Source organism: Leifsonia xyli subsp. cynodontis, from assembly GCF_050632205.1.
Taxonomy (GTDB): Bacteria; Actinomycetota; Actinomycetes; order Actinomycetales; family Microbacteriaceae; genus Leifsonia; species Leifsonia xyli_D.
Window position 1 is genome coordinate 3,147,478 of record NZ_CP192578.1, and the last position, 15,204, is coordinate 3,162,681.

The 15,204-nt window shown below is 68.6% G+C and carries 15 protein-coding genes; 5 read left to right on the forward strand and 10 right to left on the reverse strand.

The features are described from left to right. The first annotated feature begins 4 nt into the window (after positions 1 to 4). Positions 5 to 1,384, forward strand: a complete 1,380-nt coding sequence (gene purB / locus ACQ86M_RS15730) for an adenylosuccinate lyase (RefSeq protein WP_431246117.1) — start codon at positions 5 to 7, stop codon at positions 1,382 to 1,384. Positions 1,385 to 1,405: 21 nt separating this feature from the next. On the opposite strand, the gene ACQ86M_RS15735 is transcribed toward purB, so the two are convergent. Together ACQ86M_RS15735 and ACQ86M_RS15740 are read right to left on the reverse strand one after the other, a co-directional pair. After that, a complete protein-coding gene (locus ACQ86M_RS15735) occupies positions 1,406 to 1,708 on the reverse strand; it encodes a hypothetical protein (RefSeq protein WP_431219553.1) in 303 nt (100 codons plus the stop codon). A gap of 26 nt (positions 1,709 to 1,734) precedes the next feature. After that, positions 1,735 to 2,337 carry a DUF308 domain-containing protein gene (locus tag ACQ86M_RS15740; RefSeq protein ID WP_431246118.1) on the reverse strand — a complete coding sequence of 201 codons (603 nt, stop codon included), beginning with the start codon at positions 2,335 to 2,337 and terminating at the stop codon, positions 1,735 to 1,737. Between the two features lie 96 nt (positions 2,338 to 2,433). Between ACQ86M_RS15740 and ACQ86M_RS15745 the strand changes: the two genes are divergently transcribed. Then, the gene (locus ACQ86M_RS15745) at positions 2,434 to 3,138 is read left to right on the forward strand and encodes a Pr6Pr family membrane protein (RefSeq protein WP_431246119.1); all 705 of its coding nucleotides are present in this window, start codon (positions 2,434 to 2,436) and stop codon (positions 3,136 to 3,138) included. A 10-nt stretch (positions 3,139 to 3,148) separates the two neighbouring features. Here ACQ86M_RS15745 and ACQ86M_RS15750 read toward each other — a convergent pair whose 3' ends face one another. Both ACQ86M_RS15750 and ACQ86M_RS15755 read right to left on the reverse strand, forming a co-directional pair. Continuing rightward, positions 3,149 to 3,664: a hypothetical protein gene (locus tag ACQ86M_RS15750; protein ID WP_431246120.1), complete on the reverse strand. Its 516-nt coding sequence runs from the start codon at positions 3,662 to 3,664 to the stop codon at positions 3,149 to 3,151. A gap of 51 nt (positions 3,665 to 3,715) precedes the next feature. Beyond that, complete coding sequence (locus ACQ86M_RS15755) at positions 3,716 to 4,399, reverse strand: cation diffusion facilitator family transporter (protein WP_431246121.1); 684 nt, start codon at positions 4,397 to 4,399, stop codon at positions 3,716 to 3,718. A gap of 60 nt (positions 4,400 to 4,459) precedes the next feature. Here ACQ86M_RS15755 and ACQ86M_RS15760 point away from each other — a divergent pair, with 60 nt between their 5' ends. Further along, positions 4,460 to 5,041 (forward strand): cation transporter, encoded by a 582-nt coding sequence (locus tag ACQ86M_RS15760; protein WP_431246122.1) that lies wholly within the window; start codon positions 4,460 to 4,462, stop codon positions 5,039 to 5,041. A 15-nt stretch (positions 5,042 to 5,056) separates the two neighbouring features. Here the strand turns inward: ACQ86M_RS15760 and ACQ86M_RS15765 are convergent, their stop codons facing one another. After that, complete coding sequence (locus tag ACQ86M_RS15765; protein WP_431246123.1) at positions 5,057 to 5,617, reverse strand: TetR/AcrR family transcriptional regulator; 561 nt, start codon at positions 5,615 to 5,617, stop codon at positions 5,057 to 5,059. A gap of 113 nt (positions 5,618 to 5,730) precedes the next feature. Here ACQ86M_RS15765 and ACQ86M_RS15770 point away from each other — a divergent pair, with 113 nt between their 5' ends. Then, positions 5,731 to 6,672: an SDR family NAD(P)-dependent oxidoreductase gene (locus ACQ86M_RS15770; RefSeq protein ID WP_431246124.1), complete on the forward strand. Its 942-nt coding sequence runs from the start codon at positions 5,731 to 5,733 to the stop codon at positions 6,670 to 6,672. Between the two features lie 236 nt (positions 6,673 to 6,908). Here the strand turns inward: ACQ86M_RS15770 and ACQ86M_RS15775 are convergent, their stop codons facing one another. The 4 genes from ACQ86M_RS15775 to ACQ86M_RS15790 form a co-directional block, all read right to left on the reverse strand. Further along, entirely contained in the window at positions 6,909 to 8,978 is a 2,070-nt protein-coding gene (locus tag ACQ86M_RS15775; RefSeq protein ID WP_431246125.1) for a glycoside hydrolase family 2 protein, read from the reverse strand. A gap of 4 nt (positions 8,979 to 8,982) precedes the next feature. Continuing rightward, positions 8,983 to 9,777 (reverse strand): carbohydrate ABC transporter permease, encoded by a 795-nt coding sequence (locus tag ACQ86M_RS15780; RefSeq protein WP_431219563.1) that lies wholly within the window; start codon positions 9,775 to 9,777, stop codon positions 8,983 to 8,985. 149 nt (positions 9,778 to 9,926) lie between these two features. Continuing rightward, positions 9,927 to 10,850: a carbohydrate ABC transporter permease gene (locus ACQ86M_RS15785; protein ID WP_431219564.1), complete on the reverse strand. Its 924-nt coding sequence runs from the start codon at positions 10,848 to 10,850 to the stop codon at positions 9,927 to 9,929. Between the two features lie 48 nt (positions 10,851 to 10,898). After that, positions 10,899 to 12,275 (reverse strand): ABC transporter substrate-binding protein, encoded by a 1,377-nt coding sequence (locus ACQ86M_RS15790; protein WP_431246126.1) that lies wholly within the window; start codon positions 12,273 to 12,275, stop codon positions 10,899 to 10,901. 138 nt (positions 12,276 to 12,413) lie between these two features. Here ACQ86M_RS15790 and ACQ86M_RS15795 point away from each other — a divergent pair, with 138 nt between their 5' ends. After that, complete coding sequence (locus ACQ86M_RS15795; RefSeq protein ID WP_431246127.1) at positions 12,414 to 13,424, forward strand: LacI family DNA-binding transcriptional regulator; 1,011 nt, start codon at positions 12,414 to 12,416, stop codon at positions 13,422 to 13,424. A 136-nt stretch (positions 13,425 to 13,560) separates the two neighbouring features. Here the strand turns inward: ACQ86M_RS15795 and dnaB are convergent, their stop codons facing one another. Next, positions 13,561 to 14,934 (reverse strand): replicative DNA helicase, encoded by a 1,374-nt coding sequence (dnaB, locus tag ACQ86M_RS15800; RefSeq protein WP_431219567.1) that lies wholly within the window; start codon positions 14,932 to 14,934, stop codon positions 13,561 to 13,563. Between the last annotated feature and the right edge of the window lie 270 nt (positions 14,935 to 15,204).

Genomic DNA, 15,204 nt, shown 5'->3' on the forward strand with positions numbered 1-15,204 from the left:
CACCATGACCGCCCTGCCTCCCCAGCCGCTCAGCCCCCTCGACGGCCGATACCGGTCCGCCGTGATCGGGCTCGGCGACCACCTCTCCGAGGCCGGGCTCAACCGCGCGCGCGTGCAGGTCGAAGTCGAGTGGCTGATCTACCTGACCGAGCACCGGATGTTCGGCTCAGCCCCTCTGACGGACGAGCAGAAGCGCGCGCTGCGGGCCCTCGCGGAGGAGTTCGGCCAGCCGGAGATCGACCGGCTCGCCGAGCTGGAGGCGACCACCAAGCACGACGTGAAGGCCGTCGAGTACCTCGTGCGCGAGCGCCTGCACGCCCTCGGGCTCGACCACATCGCCGAGCTGACCCACTTCGCCGCCACCAGCGAGGACATCAACAACCTGTCCTACGCCCTGACGGTGAGCGCAGCGGTGCGCGAGTCGTGGCTTCCGAAGTTCCGCGCGGTCATCGCGGAGCTCCGCGCGCAGGCGAAGCAGTACCGCGACGACGCGATGCTCGCCCGCACCCACGGTCAGCCCGCGACCCCCACCACCATGGGCAAGGAGCTCGCCGTCTTCGTCCACCGCCTGGAGCGGGTGCGCGCGCAGATCGAGGCCGGTGTCCACCTGGGCAAGTTCAGCGGCGCGACCGGCACCTTCGCCGCACACCTCATCGCCGACCCGGACGCCGACTGGCCGCGCATCTCGCGCGAGTTCGTCGAGAGCCTCGGCCTCGACTGGAACCCGCTCACCACGCAGATCGAGTCGCACGACTGGCAGGCGGAGCTGTACTCCCGCATCTCGCACGCGAACCGCATCCTGCACAACCTGTGCACCGACATCTGGACCTACATCTCGCTCGGCTACTTCCGCCAGGTGCCCGAGCCGGGCGCGACCGGGTCGTCGACCATGCCGCACAAGGTGAACCCGATCCGCTTCGAGAACGCCGAGGCCAACCTGGAGCTGTCCAGCGCCGTGCTCGACTCGCTCGCCGCGACGCTCGTCACCAGCCGCCTGCAGCGCGACCTCACCGACTCCACCACGCAGCGCAACATCGGCGTCGGACTCGGCCACTCCCTCCTCGCCCTCGACAACATCGAGCGCGGCCTCGGCCAGATCGCGATCGACCGCACGTTGCTCGCAGAGGACCTCGACGCCAACTGGGAGGTGCTGGCGGAGGCGATCCAGACGGTGATCCGCGCCGAGGTCACGGCCGGGCGCTCGAGCATCTCCGACCCCTACGCTCTGCTCAAGGAGCTGACGCGCGGCAAGCGGGTCGACCACGCCGCGCTGACCGAGTTCGTCGACGGGCTGGAGATCGGCCAGGCGGCGAAGAACCGTCTGCTCGCCCTCACCCCGGCGCGGTACGTCGGACTGGCGTCCGAGCTGGTCGACTACCTCTAGCGGGAGCCGGCCGGCGAGGAGTCAGTGACCGCGCGGGCGGTCGTCGCCTTCTGCGCGGGCGCGGGCGGCCTTGGCGCGCGCCTCTGCATCCTGCTCGTGGATGTCCTCCACCTCGGCCTCGGTCGGCTTGAACGCGAGCGCGAAGAGGGCGAGCAGCACCAGCCCGACGATGAACGTCACGCCCAGCGCGATCGCCGCCAGCACGAACTCCCGGGTCGCGATGAGGACGATCAGCCCGACGAAGACGCCGAGACCGGCCGAGATCGCGAGCAGCTCCACGGGGAGGAAGCGGTCGCGGCGGGTGGGCTGCAGGTTCTGGGTCACTCGGGGGTCTTTCCTGTTGCGCGAGGTCACGGTCGGCTCTCCGCCCCACGGGAGTCGGTGCGGCTCCGTGCGGCGGCTCGCAGCGTGGCCGCTCCGATGCCCTGGAAGACGCCGACCACGATGGCCCAGGCGCCGAACAGGCCGATCGCCAGCACCGCATCCGCCGGCACGAACAGCAGCACGAGGGCGAGCAACGCGGTGAGCGCACCCGTGGTCAGCCAGTCGCGGGCGGCGGCATCCCGGCTGCGCTCGCGGATGCCGTTGTAGAGCTCGAGGAATCCGGTCAGCGCCGCCCACACCGTCACCAGGTAGAGGAACAGGCCGAGGCCCGAACCGGAGAGCACAAGCGCGAGAACGCCAGCGACCAGCCCGATGGCCCCCTGCACGGCGAACAGCGTGCGGGTCAGCCGGCGACCCGCGAACAGCCAGCTCAGGATGCCCGTCGCCAGCCCGTCGATGACGGCGAACACGCCGAAAACGACGAGTCCGAAGGCTGCAGTGTGCGCATCCCGGGTGAAGGTGATGAGCGCACCGGCGGCGAGCGCCACCACGGCGCGGATGGCGGGGACGACCCAGTACCGGTTGTGCGCGTGGAGGGCGTGGTCCTGGGCAGGGACGGCGGTAGCCATTCGGCGACCTCTTTCGTACGGATTCGCCCCCAGTCTAGTCGGCGGGTTCCTGCGCGTTCGCCCCATCGGGCGCCCCGCCACCGCTACGATCGCGGCATGCGGATCGGTTTCGCGATTCTTCGCGCGGTGATGTTCGTGCTCGCGCTGGCGGCCGTCGTCACGCAGTTCGTCACCAGCGTCCAGTCGATCGCGGCTCACGGCGGGAACGTCGGGGGGCTGGTTGCGAACTTCTTCAGCTTCTTCACCATCGACTCCAACGTGCTGGGCATCGCGGTGTTCGGCATCGGCGCCGTGCTGCTGCTGATCCGTCGGGGCGACGATCCGGGGTGGTTCACCGCCCTCCGCGCAGCGGGGGTCACGTACCTGGTGACGACCGGCGTCGTCTACAACCTGCTGCTGCGCAACATCTCGCTCGCGCAGGGGACGACGGTGGGATGGGCGAACGAGGTCCTGCACGTGATCGCGCCCGCGTACATCCTCCTCGACTGGCTGTTCGCCCCGGGCCGCGCGCCGCTGCGGCTGCGCGCGGTGTGGGGGATCGCGGTGTTTCCGATCGTCTGGGCGGTCTACACGCTCGTGCGGGCGCCCTTCGCCGCCGATCCGGTCACCGGCACGCAGCCGTGGTATCCGTACCCGTTCCTCAACCCGCAGACCAGCCCGAACGGGTACCTGTCCGTCGCGTTCTACGTCGTGCTCATCGCCGTCGTGATCCTGGTGGCCGGCTACGGCGTGGTGTGGATCTCCCGCCGCTGGCGGGGCGACCACATCCTGCCCGCGGCCTCTCCCGCCGCGGAGGGCTGAGGGCGGACATTCAGACCGCGCGCGGGCTGGGCACGCGTTCCGGGTCCTCCGACCGTGCCCAGAGGATGACGGAGGCGAGCGCTCCGACCGCCAGCAGGAAGGCGCCCGTAGGGGTGACGGTGTCGGCTGCGCCGTGCTGTGCGATCAGCGCGGAGAGGATCCCGGCGATGACCCCGCATCCCGCGACCACCGCGAAGGCGTAGGAGATCGCGCGCGTCGCGCCTCGCATCACCAGACCGCGGACGATGAGCGCGACCGCGCCGGTGAGCCAGAGGACCGCCACCGGGAGCGCCAGCAGCATGCCGAGCGGATCGCGCAACAGCACCCCGGGGGTGGCGTAGAGCAGCGACGCCGCGAGCAGCAGCACGAGCCCCAGGCCCGCGGACGCGAGCAGCCGCCTCGCGTCGGTTCGCAGCCGCAGGATCGGGCCGAGCAGTGACGGCCAGGTGAACGCGAGCGCGAACGCCACCAGCGCGAGCGCCACACTGCCCGCGCCCTGCAGCACGGGGAGGAGGATGCCGATCATGTCTCCATTGAATCGGGGATGCGCGGGCTGTACGTCAGCCCGGAGGATGATTCAGTCGTCGTCGAAGTCGACGGCCTTGCCGCGCAGCGCGGCGATGGCCTTCACGATCAGCTGGATGGCGGCCACGGCGATCAGGGCCGACACCCCGAGCGCGAGGACGGGATCGAGCCAGTAGAGGCTGTTCGTGACAAGGATGATGACGCCGGCCACCGCGATGACGGCGGCCGCCGCCGCATCCGCGAGGGCATCGAGGAGTACGGACCGCATGTGGAGGTCCTCGTCGGCGGCGGACCGGCCGAGCACGAAGGCCCCCGCCAGCATCACGGCGACCGTGATGACGCTCACGATCACCATCGGGAGGCCCTCCACCTCGGGAGAGCCCTCCACCAGCCTCGTCACCGCCTCCGCGGTCACCGTGATCGTCACGGCGAGCAACAGCGTCGCGTTCACGAGTGCGGCGATGGCGATCGGCCGCTGCGCGTGCGGGTGATCCGGGTCCCGATCCCGTAGGGCGATGGCGATCAGCCCCAGCACCAGGGCGAAGCAGTCGGCCACGGTGTCCCCGGCCGCGGCGAGCACGCTGACCGAGTGCGCCAGCAGTCCCGCGACGACCAGTCCGGCGATGAGCGCCAGGTTGAGGCAGAGGACGATCAGGATGCGGCGGCGCTGACTCCGCCGCGGTGCCGCCGGGGCGCCCGCGGCCTCGGGCTGACGGTCATTCGGCGCAACGGACACCTGTGCATTGTTCCACTCGCCGACCCCTGCTCGCTCACCTGCTCGACTAGGGTCATGCAGGTGAGCGACCAGGCACTCCGGCTGCGCCGGGCAGGCATCGGCCTCGAGGTCGTCACCCTCGGGTGGAACGTGGTCGGCGTCGTGCTGCTGGGCGTCCTCGCCTACCGGTCCGCGTCTGTCGCGCTGCTGGGCTTCGGCCTCGACAGCCTGATCGAGATCGGCGCCAGCATCGTCGTCGTCTGGGAGCTGACCGGAGGGGAGGAGACCCGGCAGAGGGTCGCCCTGCGCTTGATCGGCTGGGCCTTCGTCCTGCTCGCGGCCTACCTCCTCGTCCAGGCGGTCGTCGCGCTGCTGCTCGCGCACCGAGCCACGCCGCTCCTGGGCGGCGTCGGGTGGACAGCGCTCACCGCGATCGCGATGTTCGCGCTGGCGTGGGGAAAACGGGTCGTCGGGAAGCGCCTGGACAACCCGGTCCTGCTGACCGAGGGGCGGGTCACGCTCATCGACGCGATCCTCGCGACCAGCGTGCTGTTCGGGGTCGCGCTCGACTACGCGCTCGGCTGGTGGTGGGCGGACCCTCTCGCGGGACTGGTGATCGTCTTCTACGCCGCGCGGGAGGCCGTCCACATCTTCCGCGGGTGACGGATCGGGCGGCGATCAGCCCCGTGCGAGCAGTCCGCCGAGCAGCAGGTCGATGAGGCGCGTCGCGAGGGCGCGCTGCTCCTCGTGCGCGCTGATGAGCGTGATCCCGCCCAGCGCCATCAGCACATCGCCCGGGTCGATTCCGGCGCGGAGGTCCCCGGATACGCCGGCCGCGTCGATGAGGGCGGCGACCGCCGCGCCGAGAGCGTCACGGCTGTGCGCGCGAAGTCCCTCTCGCGACGCCAGGATCGCCGGCAGGGCATCGGACATCGCCCGCTTCGTGGTCATGTAGTCGACGAACGCCTCCATCCACGCACGGAGGGCCTCGACGGGCGGCCGTTCCGCCAGCAGCCGGTCCGCGGAGCCGGCCAGCCGATCGGTCTCGCTCCGGTAGACGGCCTCGATCAGGTCCTCCCGCGTGGGAAAGCGCCGATACAGCGTGCCGATGCCGACTCCTGCCTCCGCGGCGATGGCCTTGAGCGACGTCTCCGGCCCCTCTGCCGCGAACGCAGCAGCCGCCACCTGGAGCAGGCGGTCGTGGTTCGCGCGGGCGTCTGCGCGGAGTCGTTCGGGCACGAGCCCCTCCTTGCTAAACGGACCTAACTCCGCTTAGCTGGAATAGAAGCGGACTCGACTCCGTTTATACCAGAGATCCGAGCTCATCGGGAGCCCGGGAGAGGAGACCCATCATGACCGAGCGTGTGACGACACCGTTCGACGCGCGATCCACCGCCGACGACGTTATCGCCGGTGTAGACCTGGCCGGTCGGCGCGCCATCGTGACGGGTGGGGCCGCGGGTCTGGGCTTCGAGACGGCGCGGGCGCTCGCTCAGGCGGGCGCGGAGGTCACCATCGCCGCCCGCCGGCGCGACGCGGCCGAGAGCGCAGCAGACGACATCTCGCAGAGCACGGGGAACCCGAAGGTGCACGCGGCCGTGCTCGACCTGGCCGATCTCCAGTCGGTCCGCCGGTTCGTGGCTGCGTGGAGCGGCCCGCTCCATATCCTCGTCGACAACGCTGGGATCATGGCCACGCCCGAGCAGCGCACACCAGACGGTCGCGAGCTGCAGTTCGCCACCAATCACCTGGGCCACTTCGCGCTCACCGTCGGCCTGCACGATGCCCTGGCGGCAGCGGGGGATGCGCGCGTCGTGGTGGTCAGCTCCGTCGGGCACGTCAACGGCCCGGTGCGTTTCGACGACCCCGACTTCACCGCCGAGCCCTACGACCCGTGGCTGGCCTATGCCCAGTCGAAGACAGCGAACATCCTCTTCGCCGTGGAGGCCAGCAGGCGCTGGGCGGCCGATGGAATCGCCGTGAACGCGCTCAACCCGGGCCGCATCTGGGGCACGGGGCTGGGGCGGCACATCGACGCTCCTCCGGCCTCGTTCGATCCGTCCGGCAAGACGGGCGTCTCCGAGAAGACCGTCGCGCAGGGCGCCGCGACATCGGTGCTGCTGGCGGCGTCGCCCCTGGTGGAGGGCGTCACCGGTCGGTACTTCGAGGACGCGCAGCAGGCCGAGCCGTTCAGGCCCGGCGTGCGCCGCGGGGTGGCGGACTACGCGCTCGACCCGGAGAACGCGCGCCTGCTGTGGGAGCTGTCGGCACGGTTCACCGGCGTCGGTCGCTGACGCGATAAGTCATCGTTCCCGGCGCTAGATCGAGCGACCCGCCGGCAGCTCTAGCGGATCGCTTCTTCTGCAAAGCCCTGCGTCTGCTCTGGCTCTATCCCTGCCGGAACCAGGGTGGAGCTGAGCGATTGCACAGGCGCATCCGGTGAGCAGTGGGTCGCCCGGGCCCCCAAGTCGCTTCCTGAGCATCCACGCCACGAAGGGAGGCCGGGGGCAGCTCCGGGTTTCGGCCTGCCTCAGGAGACCCGCGACCCGCGGCGGTTCAGCTCTTCGATCGGCGCAGCGTCGATGAAGGTTCGCGCGATCGTCCGCCCCTCGACCGTGAACCACAAGTGCAGCCTGGCCGGCGCACCAGGCGCAAGAACGGTCACCACAGCAGGGTCACTCAGGCGGTACGGCTCAGCGGCGACGGGCGCGGAGGCGGCGGCTCCCGCGCTCGTCGGGCGCGTCGACCCCGCAGCGCCCCAGGCGGCGTTCACCACACCTCCGACTTCGGCGGAACCCAGATGCGAGACGTGGACCGAGACTGTCAGCGGCTCCAGGGGTACCGGGATATCCGCGCCGGCGTGGGCCGGCGCCAGATCGACGACCAGCACCGTCGGGCCGAAGGAGTCGGCCGGTTCGAGGCCGCCGAGGTCTTTGCGCCGGCGGTCGGCGTCGAGCAGGCCCGCCATCTCGTGCTCCACATCGGTCAGCTCGGTGTAGACGAATCCGGCGAAGCGGTCGTGGCGGCGGATCTCCTGGGTCTGCCAACGGATGTGCCACGCGCGCTCGAGGCTGGTGAAGCCGGCGCCGTATTCGCTGTTGAGGATGGGGACCCCGTGGCGTGGGAAGTCCGGCGAGCCGTAGAAGGACTTGTCGACGATGAAGTCGGGTCCGAGCCTGACCTCGAACGTCTCGCGCTCCCCCGCGGCCAGCTCCGCCAGGTTGCGCGCCCAGTTCGTCGGGTTCTCGTCGTAGTAGTGCCAGTCGACGAGGTCGGAGCGCACGTGCGCCCAGCCCGAGTTCTCCACGATCGGGCGAGTGTCGTCCAGGGCCCTCATGGTCTCGTACGCGTGCACGGCCGCGGCTGCGCGCTCGGGGCTGCCCGGGATGTCCCAGTCCAGCCCCCATTCCTCGTTGTAGAGGCCCCAGACGATGATCGACGGGTGGTTGCCGTCGCGGGCGACCAGCTCCGGGAGTTGCGCCTCGAATGCCTCGGCGGCCTCCGGGCTGAACCGGCTCGGGCACGGCGGCTCGGCCCACACCAGCATGCCGGTGCGGTCGGCGTGGTCGAGCCAGAGCGGCTCCTCGAATTTGAGGTGCTTGCGCACGAGGTTGAATCCCAGCTCGCGGGCCAACTCGATGTCACGGATGAGCGTGTCCGCGTCCGGCGCGGTCAGGCCGGTGCGCGGCCAGTAGCCCTGATCCAGCACCCCGCGCAGGTAGAAGCGCTCCCCGTTCAGGTACAGTGCCTCGCCCCGCGTCTCGATGCGGCGCAGGCCGCCCGTGACGGAGAGCCGGTCGGCTGCCTCGCCGTCGCCGATGGTCAGTTCGATCGCGTACAGGTGCGGATCGTCTGGGCTCCACAGTCGCGGTTTCGTGAGTTCGAGCCGGCCGCCGAAACGACCCCCGGCGATGGGGAGCTCGACCCGGCTCCCGGCGACCTCGACCACCACGGGGAGGCCGTCCGCCGGGTCTCCGGCGACGGCGCCCTCGATGTCGAAGCCCGTGAGCGAGTCGCCGCGCACGGAGACGTCCTCGATGTAGCTCCGGCCGCGGGCCTCCAGCCAGACACTCTGCCAGATGCCGGAGGTGGGCGCGAAGGCGACACCGTCGTAGTCGTCGCGCGGAATGGAGCGCTGCTTGCCGTGCGGGAGGGCGCGCTTGTCCGCCGGTGCGTCGACCTGCACCTCCAGCACGGCGGATTCGCCGGGCGCGAGCAGTGCGGTGACGTCGAACTCGAACGAGCTGTGGCCTCCGACATGTCGGCCGACCTCGACGCCGTCCAGCGACACGACGGCGTGGTGGTGCACCGCGCCGAAGCACAGCGCGACCCGCCGTCCCGCCCATTCGGCGGGCGCCGCGACAGTGCGCCGGTACACGGCATGCTCGAGCCAGGTGCGCTGCACGCCCGACGCTTCGGTCTCCCAGGCGAACGGCACGACGATCTCGCCGGGGGTGCGCTCGTCGCCCTCGAAGGCCCACCGTCCGTTCAGGCTCAGCCAGGCGGCCGACCGGTCGCGGTCGGGGCGCGGGTACTCGGGCCTCGGAAGGTCGAGGTCGGCGCCGGAGTCGAGGTCGACAGTGGGTTCTGCGATGGTCATGGAGTCAGCCCTTTACGCTTCCGGCGAGGATGCCGTTGATGAAGTGCTTCTGCAGCACGATGAACAGGATGAGGAGGGGGATGAGGGCGACTGTCGCCGCGGCGAGCAGCTCTCCGGTGACGGTCGCGTAGTCGGCGCCGACCTTGTTGCCCGAGATGTTCTGGGCGAGCGTCGACAGCACGACCTGGAGGGTGGCCATGCGGCTGGAGCTCGCGACCACGACCGGCCACACGAAGTCGTTGTAGATGTTCATGATCGTCAGTACCGCCAGGCCGGCCAGCCCCGGGCGGATGACGGGGACGATGACGCGCCAGAAGATCCCGAACTCGCCGCACCCGTCGACCCGGGCGGCGTCGAGCAGCTCGTCGGGCACGGCGGCGATGACCTGCCGCATCCAGAAGATCGCGAACGCGTCGACGGAGCCGGGGAGAATGAGCGCCTGGTAGGTGTTCACCCAGCCGAGCTCCTTCATCTCCAGCAGCAGAGGGATGATGAGGACGATCGTCGGAAGCATCAGGGTGAGGAGCACCGCGCCGAAGATCAGGTTCTTGCCGCGGAAGTCGTATTTCGCGAACGCGTAGGCGGCCAGCGGGGCGAAGAAGAGCGTGATCATGCCCTTCACGAGCAGCACGATCCCGGTGTTGGCGAACCCGGACCCGATCGGAACGTCCTGGAGCATGCCGCGGAAGTTGTCGAGCGTGAAACCAGAGGGGTCGAAGCCGAGCGGATCGCGGATGATGTCGGCGGCGGGTTTGAACGACGAGATGATCGCCCACACGACCGGCGCAAGGAACGCCACGGTGAGCACGATCAGGAACGCGTGCGAACCAGGATGGAGGCGGGGCCGGGCCCCCGGGATCTGTGCAGCGACGCCCCCGCGCGGGACGGTTCAGCCGGAATGGTCGCGGTTCGCGCGGTCGGAGGTCGGAGGTCGAGATCGGCCATCGGTCAGTCCTTGGCTCGGAGGAGGCGGACGAAGACGAGCGAGAGCGCCATGACGACGATCACGAGGAGGAACGAGTTGGCCGCTCCGGTGCCCAGGTCTGCCCGGGTGATGTGGTTGTAGAGGTAGAGCCCTGCGGTGGTGGTCGACCCGTAGGGGCCTCCCTTGGTCACCACATACGGCTCGGCGAACATCTGGAACACCGCGAGGGTTTGCAGCACAACGCAGAACATCAGCGAGCGCCGCAGCAGCGGCACCGTGATGCTCCAGAGCTGCCGGATCCTGCCGGCCCCGTCGAGCGAACCAGCCTCATAGAGGCTCGTGTCGATCGACTGGAGCCCGGACAGCAGGATGATCACGACGAACCCCGTCGTCTTCCAGAGGAAGAGGAGGGCGAGCGTGGGCTTCGCCCAGGCGCTGGTGACCAGCCAGCCGATATGCGGTAGCCCGATCGCGCCGAGCACAGCGTTGACGGCACCGTAGTTCTGGTCGAATAGCACGATCCAGATCTGCGCGACCGCGACGAGCGGCGTGACGAACGGGACGATGAAAGCGACCCGGTAGAAGCCGCGCATCCGGAGCTTCGAGGTGTTCAGCATCACCGCGATGATCACCGAGACGACCAACTGGATCGGGACGATCAGGAGCCAGAGGATCCCCGAGTTCGCCAACGACGACCAGAAGTCGGGGCTGCCGAGGAGGTAGACATAATTGCCGAGGCCCACCCACTCCGCCGCGCCCGCACCGTGCCAGTCCGTGAAGCTCAGGCGCAGCGTGAAGACGAGCGGGTAGATGCTGAACGCCAGGAACACCGCGACGAACGGGAGCACGAACAGATAGGGGGCGAGCCGGCGCCGCCAGGGCAGGCCGCGCCCACGGCGCCTCCTGCCGAGGCCGGTCGCCTGCGGTGCTGTCAGTGTGGTCGTCACGTCATGTCCTCGTGGTGCGGCGTTCGGCGGAGCGGGTCGGTCCGGCCGCTACTTGCGGTCGATCAGGTTGGTCTGGATGTCCGTCGACGACTGATCGATCACCTGCTTGGGCGTCATCGTGCCGTCGAGCATCTTCTGGATGTCGTTGCCGAGGTAGTCCACGGCCCCCGACCACCAGGACGGAATGGGCGCGCCACCGGGGATCTGCTTGCCCGCCTTGATCGCGGTGCTCCAGAGGTCCTGGTCGCCCATCGCCGGTATCGGCTTGAACAGCGGCTTCGCCGGGTTCGCCGCGGGCTGGTAAGCGGGAATCGAGGTGTTGAGGCCTCCCGGGTAGACGCTGTTCGAGCCGTAGACCGCGGTGTAGCCGGCCTTGTCGAACATCAGGAACTTGTAGAACAGCCACGCGAGCTGCGAGTTCTTGCCGCCCTTGGGCAGGACGAACGACGAGCCGCCCATCGCGCCGCTGCGTGCGCCGCCGGACGACCAGGCCGGCAGCGGCATGGCGCGCCAGTCGCCGACCGTGGTCTTCAACTGCTGCTGCGGCGCGAAGTCGAACCACTGCGCCCACGGGTAGAAGACCTCGCTGCTGGAGTCGAGCGCTCCGATGTCGCTGGGGCTGAGGTACTCGGCTCGCGTGCCGAGGCCCTGCTTCTGCACGGAGTCGAGCCAGGTCAGGATCTTGGTGTACTGCGGGGAGTCGAGGCGGAGCTTGCCGTCGGCGCCGGCGAGGCTGGTGCCGAGCTGGCTCGCGTACATCTCGAGCTGCAACTGGCCGAGGAACGTGCTCTGCTCCAGGTGGATCGGCTTGGCCCCCGGCTTGTACGCCTGGTACTTCTTCGCCGCGGCGATGAGGTCGTCGTAGGTGCGGACGCCGCTCGGGTCGATGCCAGCGGCGCTCAGGGCCTTGGCGTTGTAGAAGAGGAGGCCGGGGTCGAGGTCGAACGGGACGCCGTAGATGCCGCCCTTGACCGTGTTGACATCGACCTTCTGCTTGGCGATGTCCTTCTTGTAGGGAGCCAGCACATCCTTCAGGTTCCAGAGGTAGTCGACGTACCCGCCGACCTTGGCATCGTCGAGGAACACCCCGTCCGGCACGTCGGTGCCGGTGATGAGCGTGTTCTGAAGCTTGTTGTCGATGTCGACGGCCTCATGCTTGACGGTGATGCCCGGATAGGCCTTGTTGAAGTCTTTGATCGCCGCGTCGAACACCTTGAACAGGTCGCCCGAGCGGTCCCAGATGGTGATCGTGCCCTTGGGCGAACTCTCGGCGGGGGCTTTGAGGATCGAGGTGTCGGACGTGGAGGCGCTGCCGGAGCCGATCTGCGGACCGCAGCCGCTGAGGCCGATGGCGACGAGCGCCGCAGTGGCAACAGCCGCGACGCGGACAGCAGCACCGCGGGCGCTGCGTGGTGTGAGCTTCATGACACTCCTTCGTGCAGGATTCGACGATACGTCGGCCGGGGGACCGCAGGGTTCGGCGGTTTTGCCAACGTATGCAAACAGTAGCTCACGTTTGCGCACGTTGCAAACGGTAGAATGCGAATTCCCGAGAGGAGAGCCATGCCCGCAACATTGCGCGATGTCGCTGATCGAGCCCAGGTCTCTGTCCGCACGGTATCCAACGTGGTGAGCGGATACGAGCATGTGAGCGAGAAGATGCGCACGCGGGTGATGCAGGCTATCGACGACCTCGGATACGTTCCGAACCCCGTCGCCCGCACCCTTCGAACGGGTAAGACCGGGCTTCTCGCTTTTGTGGTGCCGGAGATCGATGTGCCGTTCTTCAGCGAGCTCGCGCGCGCGGTGATCGACGAGGCCGGCTCATTGGGTTTTCAGGTGATGATCGATCAGACCGGGCACGACCACGAACGGGAACGCCAATTGCTGCGCGGCGGCGGCCGCCGGAACCTCTTCGACGGGATGCTTTTCGCTCCGCTGGCTACACGCGAAGAGCTCGACAACGTGGAGGCATCGGAGGAGTTGCCCATCATCCTGCTCGGCGAGCACACCTTCGATGGACGGTTCGATCACGTGGCTATTGACAACATCCAGGCCGCACACGACGCAACCATGCACCTCCTCGAGAGTGGCCGTACCCGTATCGCCGCTATCGGCGCCCAGCCCACGGAGGAGTACGCCACACCTCTGCAGCGGACCGAAGGATTCCACCTTGCGCTCAAGGAGCACGGCCGCAAGCCTGTCGAGGGGCTGCAGATGACTGCGCCTCACTACGGACGAGCGGACGGTTACGCCGCCGCAGCAGCACTCGTAGCGCAGGACCCTCGCCCCGATGCCATCTTCTGCTACTCGGATCTGCTGGCGATGGGAGCCATCCGCGCGGTGTTCGACGCAGGGCTGCGCGTGCCGGAAGACGTCGCAGTTATCGGCATCGACGACATCGAAGAGGGCCGGTACTCGCGGCCGTCGCTCAGCACCATCTCCCTAGACATTCCGTTCATCGCCCGGACCGCAGTGAACCGGCTCGCCACCCGCATCGACGAGCCGTCGATCGACGCAAGAGAATTCATCGCTCCCCATCAACTGATCGCCCGCGAAAGCACCGCGGCATAGGTGAGCGAACCCTTAACTGGGACTGAGTCCTCGGCCATCTGACCCAGCCAGAGAGTGCCGGCATTGCGATCGATCGTGGCCACCGCCATCGCTGGCGACCGCGGCATTCACATCGGTCGACTCGCTCCGATCACTCTCAGACCGGCGCCATGTCGGTGAAGCGCGAGTAGTGGCCCTGGAAGGCGACCGTGACGGTGCGGGTGGGGCCGTTTCGGTGCTTGGCAACGATGAGGTCGGCCTCGCCTGCACGCGGGTTGTCCTTCTCGTACGCGGACTCGCGGTGGAGCAGGATGACGACGTCGGCGTCCTGCTCGATCGATCCGGACTCGCGGAGGTCGCTCAGGGCGGGGAGCTTGTCGGCGCGCTGCTCGGGGCCACGGTTGAGCTGGGAGAGCGCGATGACGGGCACCTGGAGCTCCTTGGCGAGCAGCTTCAGCGCTCGCGAGAACTCGCTGACCTCCTGCTGGCGGCTCTCGACGCGCTTGCCGCTGGTCATGAGCTGCAGGTAGTCGATGATGACCATCTTGAGGCCGACGCGCTGCTTGAGTCGGCGGCACTTGGCGCGGATCTCGACGAGGGTCATGTTGGGGCTGTCGTCGATGTACAGCGGCGCGTCGTTGATGCGGCCGCGAGTGGATGCGATGGTCGTCCAGTCACGGTTGTCGACCGTTCCCTTTCGCATGTTCTGCAGGGGAACGGACGCCTCGGCGGAGAGCAGGCGCATCGCGATCTCGCTGCGCCCCATCTCGAGCGAGAAGAAGATGGTCGGCATGTCGTGCTTGATCGCGGCGGCGCGGGCGAAGTCGAGCGCGAGGGTCGACTTACCGAGTGCCGGTCGCGCCGCGACGATGACCATCTGACCCGGGTGGAGGCCGTTGGTGAGCTCGTCGAGCTCGGCGAAACCGGTCGGGACACCGGTCATCGAGCCGTCCTTGTGCTTGGCGGCCTCGATCTCATCGATCGCGACGGTGACGGCCTCGGTGAGGGGGACGTAGTCCTCGGTCTCCTGGGTGCCGGTCACCGAGTAGATCTCGGCCTGGGCGTTGTTGACGAGGTCGAGCACCTCGCCCTCGGCCTTGTAGCCCATCTGCGTGATGCGCGTGCCGGCCTCGACGAGCCTCCGCAGCAGCGCCTTCTCGCCCACGATGTTGGCGTAGTAGCCGGCGTTGGCGGCGGTCGGCACGAGGCTCGTCAGCGTGTGGAGGTACTCGGCCCCACCGGCGCGTGAGAGCTCGCCGATCTTCGTCAGCTCGTCGGTGACCGTGATGACGTCGGTCGGCTCGCCGTGCGAGTAGAGCGACAGGATCGCGTCGTAGATGATCTCGTGCTTGGGGATGTAGAAGTCTGTGCCGCGGATGACCTCGACCACATCGGCCACCGCATCCTTGCTGAGCAGCATGCCGCCGAGCGCGCTCTGCTCGGCGAGCAGGTCGTGGGGCGGCGTGCGCTCGGGGGAGCGGACGTCGCCCTGGTCACGACCGTCGGCGAGACCGATATGGGCGATCGACACGTTCTCTCCTCACTGCTGGGCGGCACATCCCTCGAGTCAATTGTCGGGACGACCTCCGACACCCTATGGACGCCGGTCCCGCACTCACAACTCAGCCTGTGGATAAAACTGGGGAGAATCTGCGCGAAACGCCGTGGAGTGTGTGTAGAAGGTGTGTGGAAACCTGTGGACAACAAATGAGCTTTGGCGGATATAGACGGCCAGACCAGGGATTTTTCTGTCCCCACCCTGTGTGCAAAAAGTTCCTTGAACCCTGTGGTCAAGCTTGCG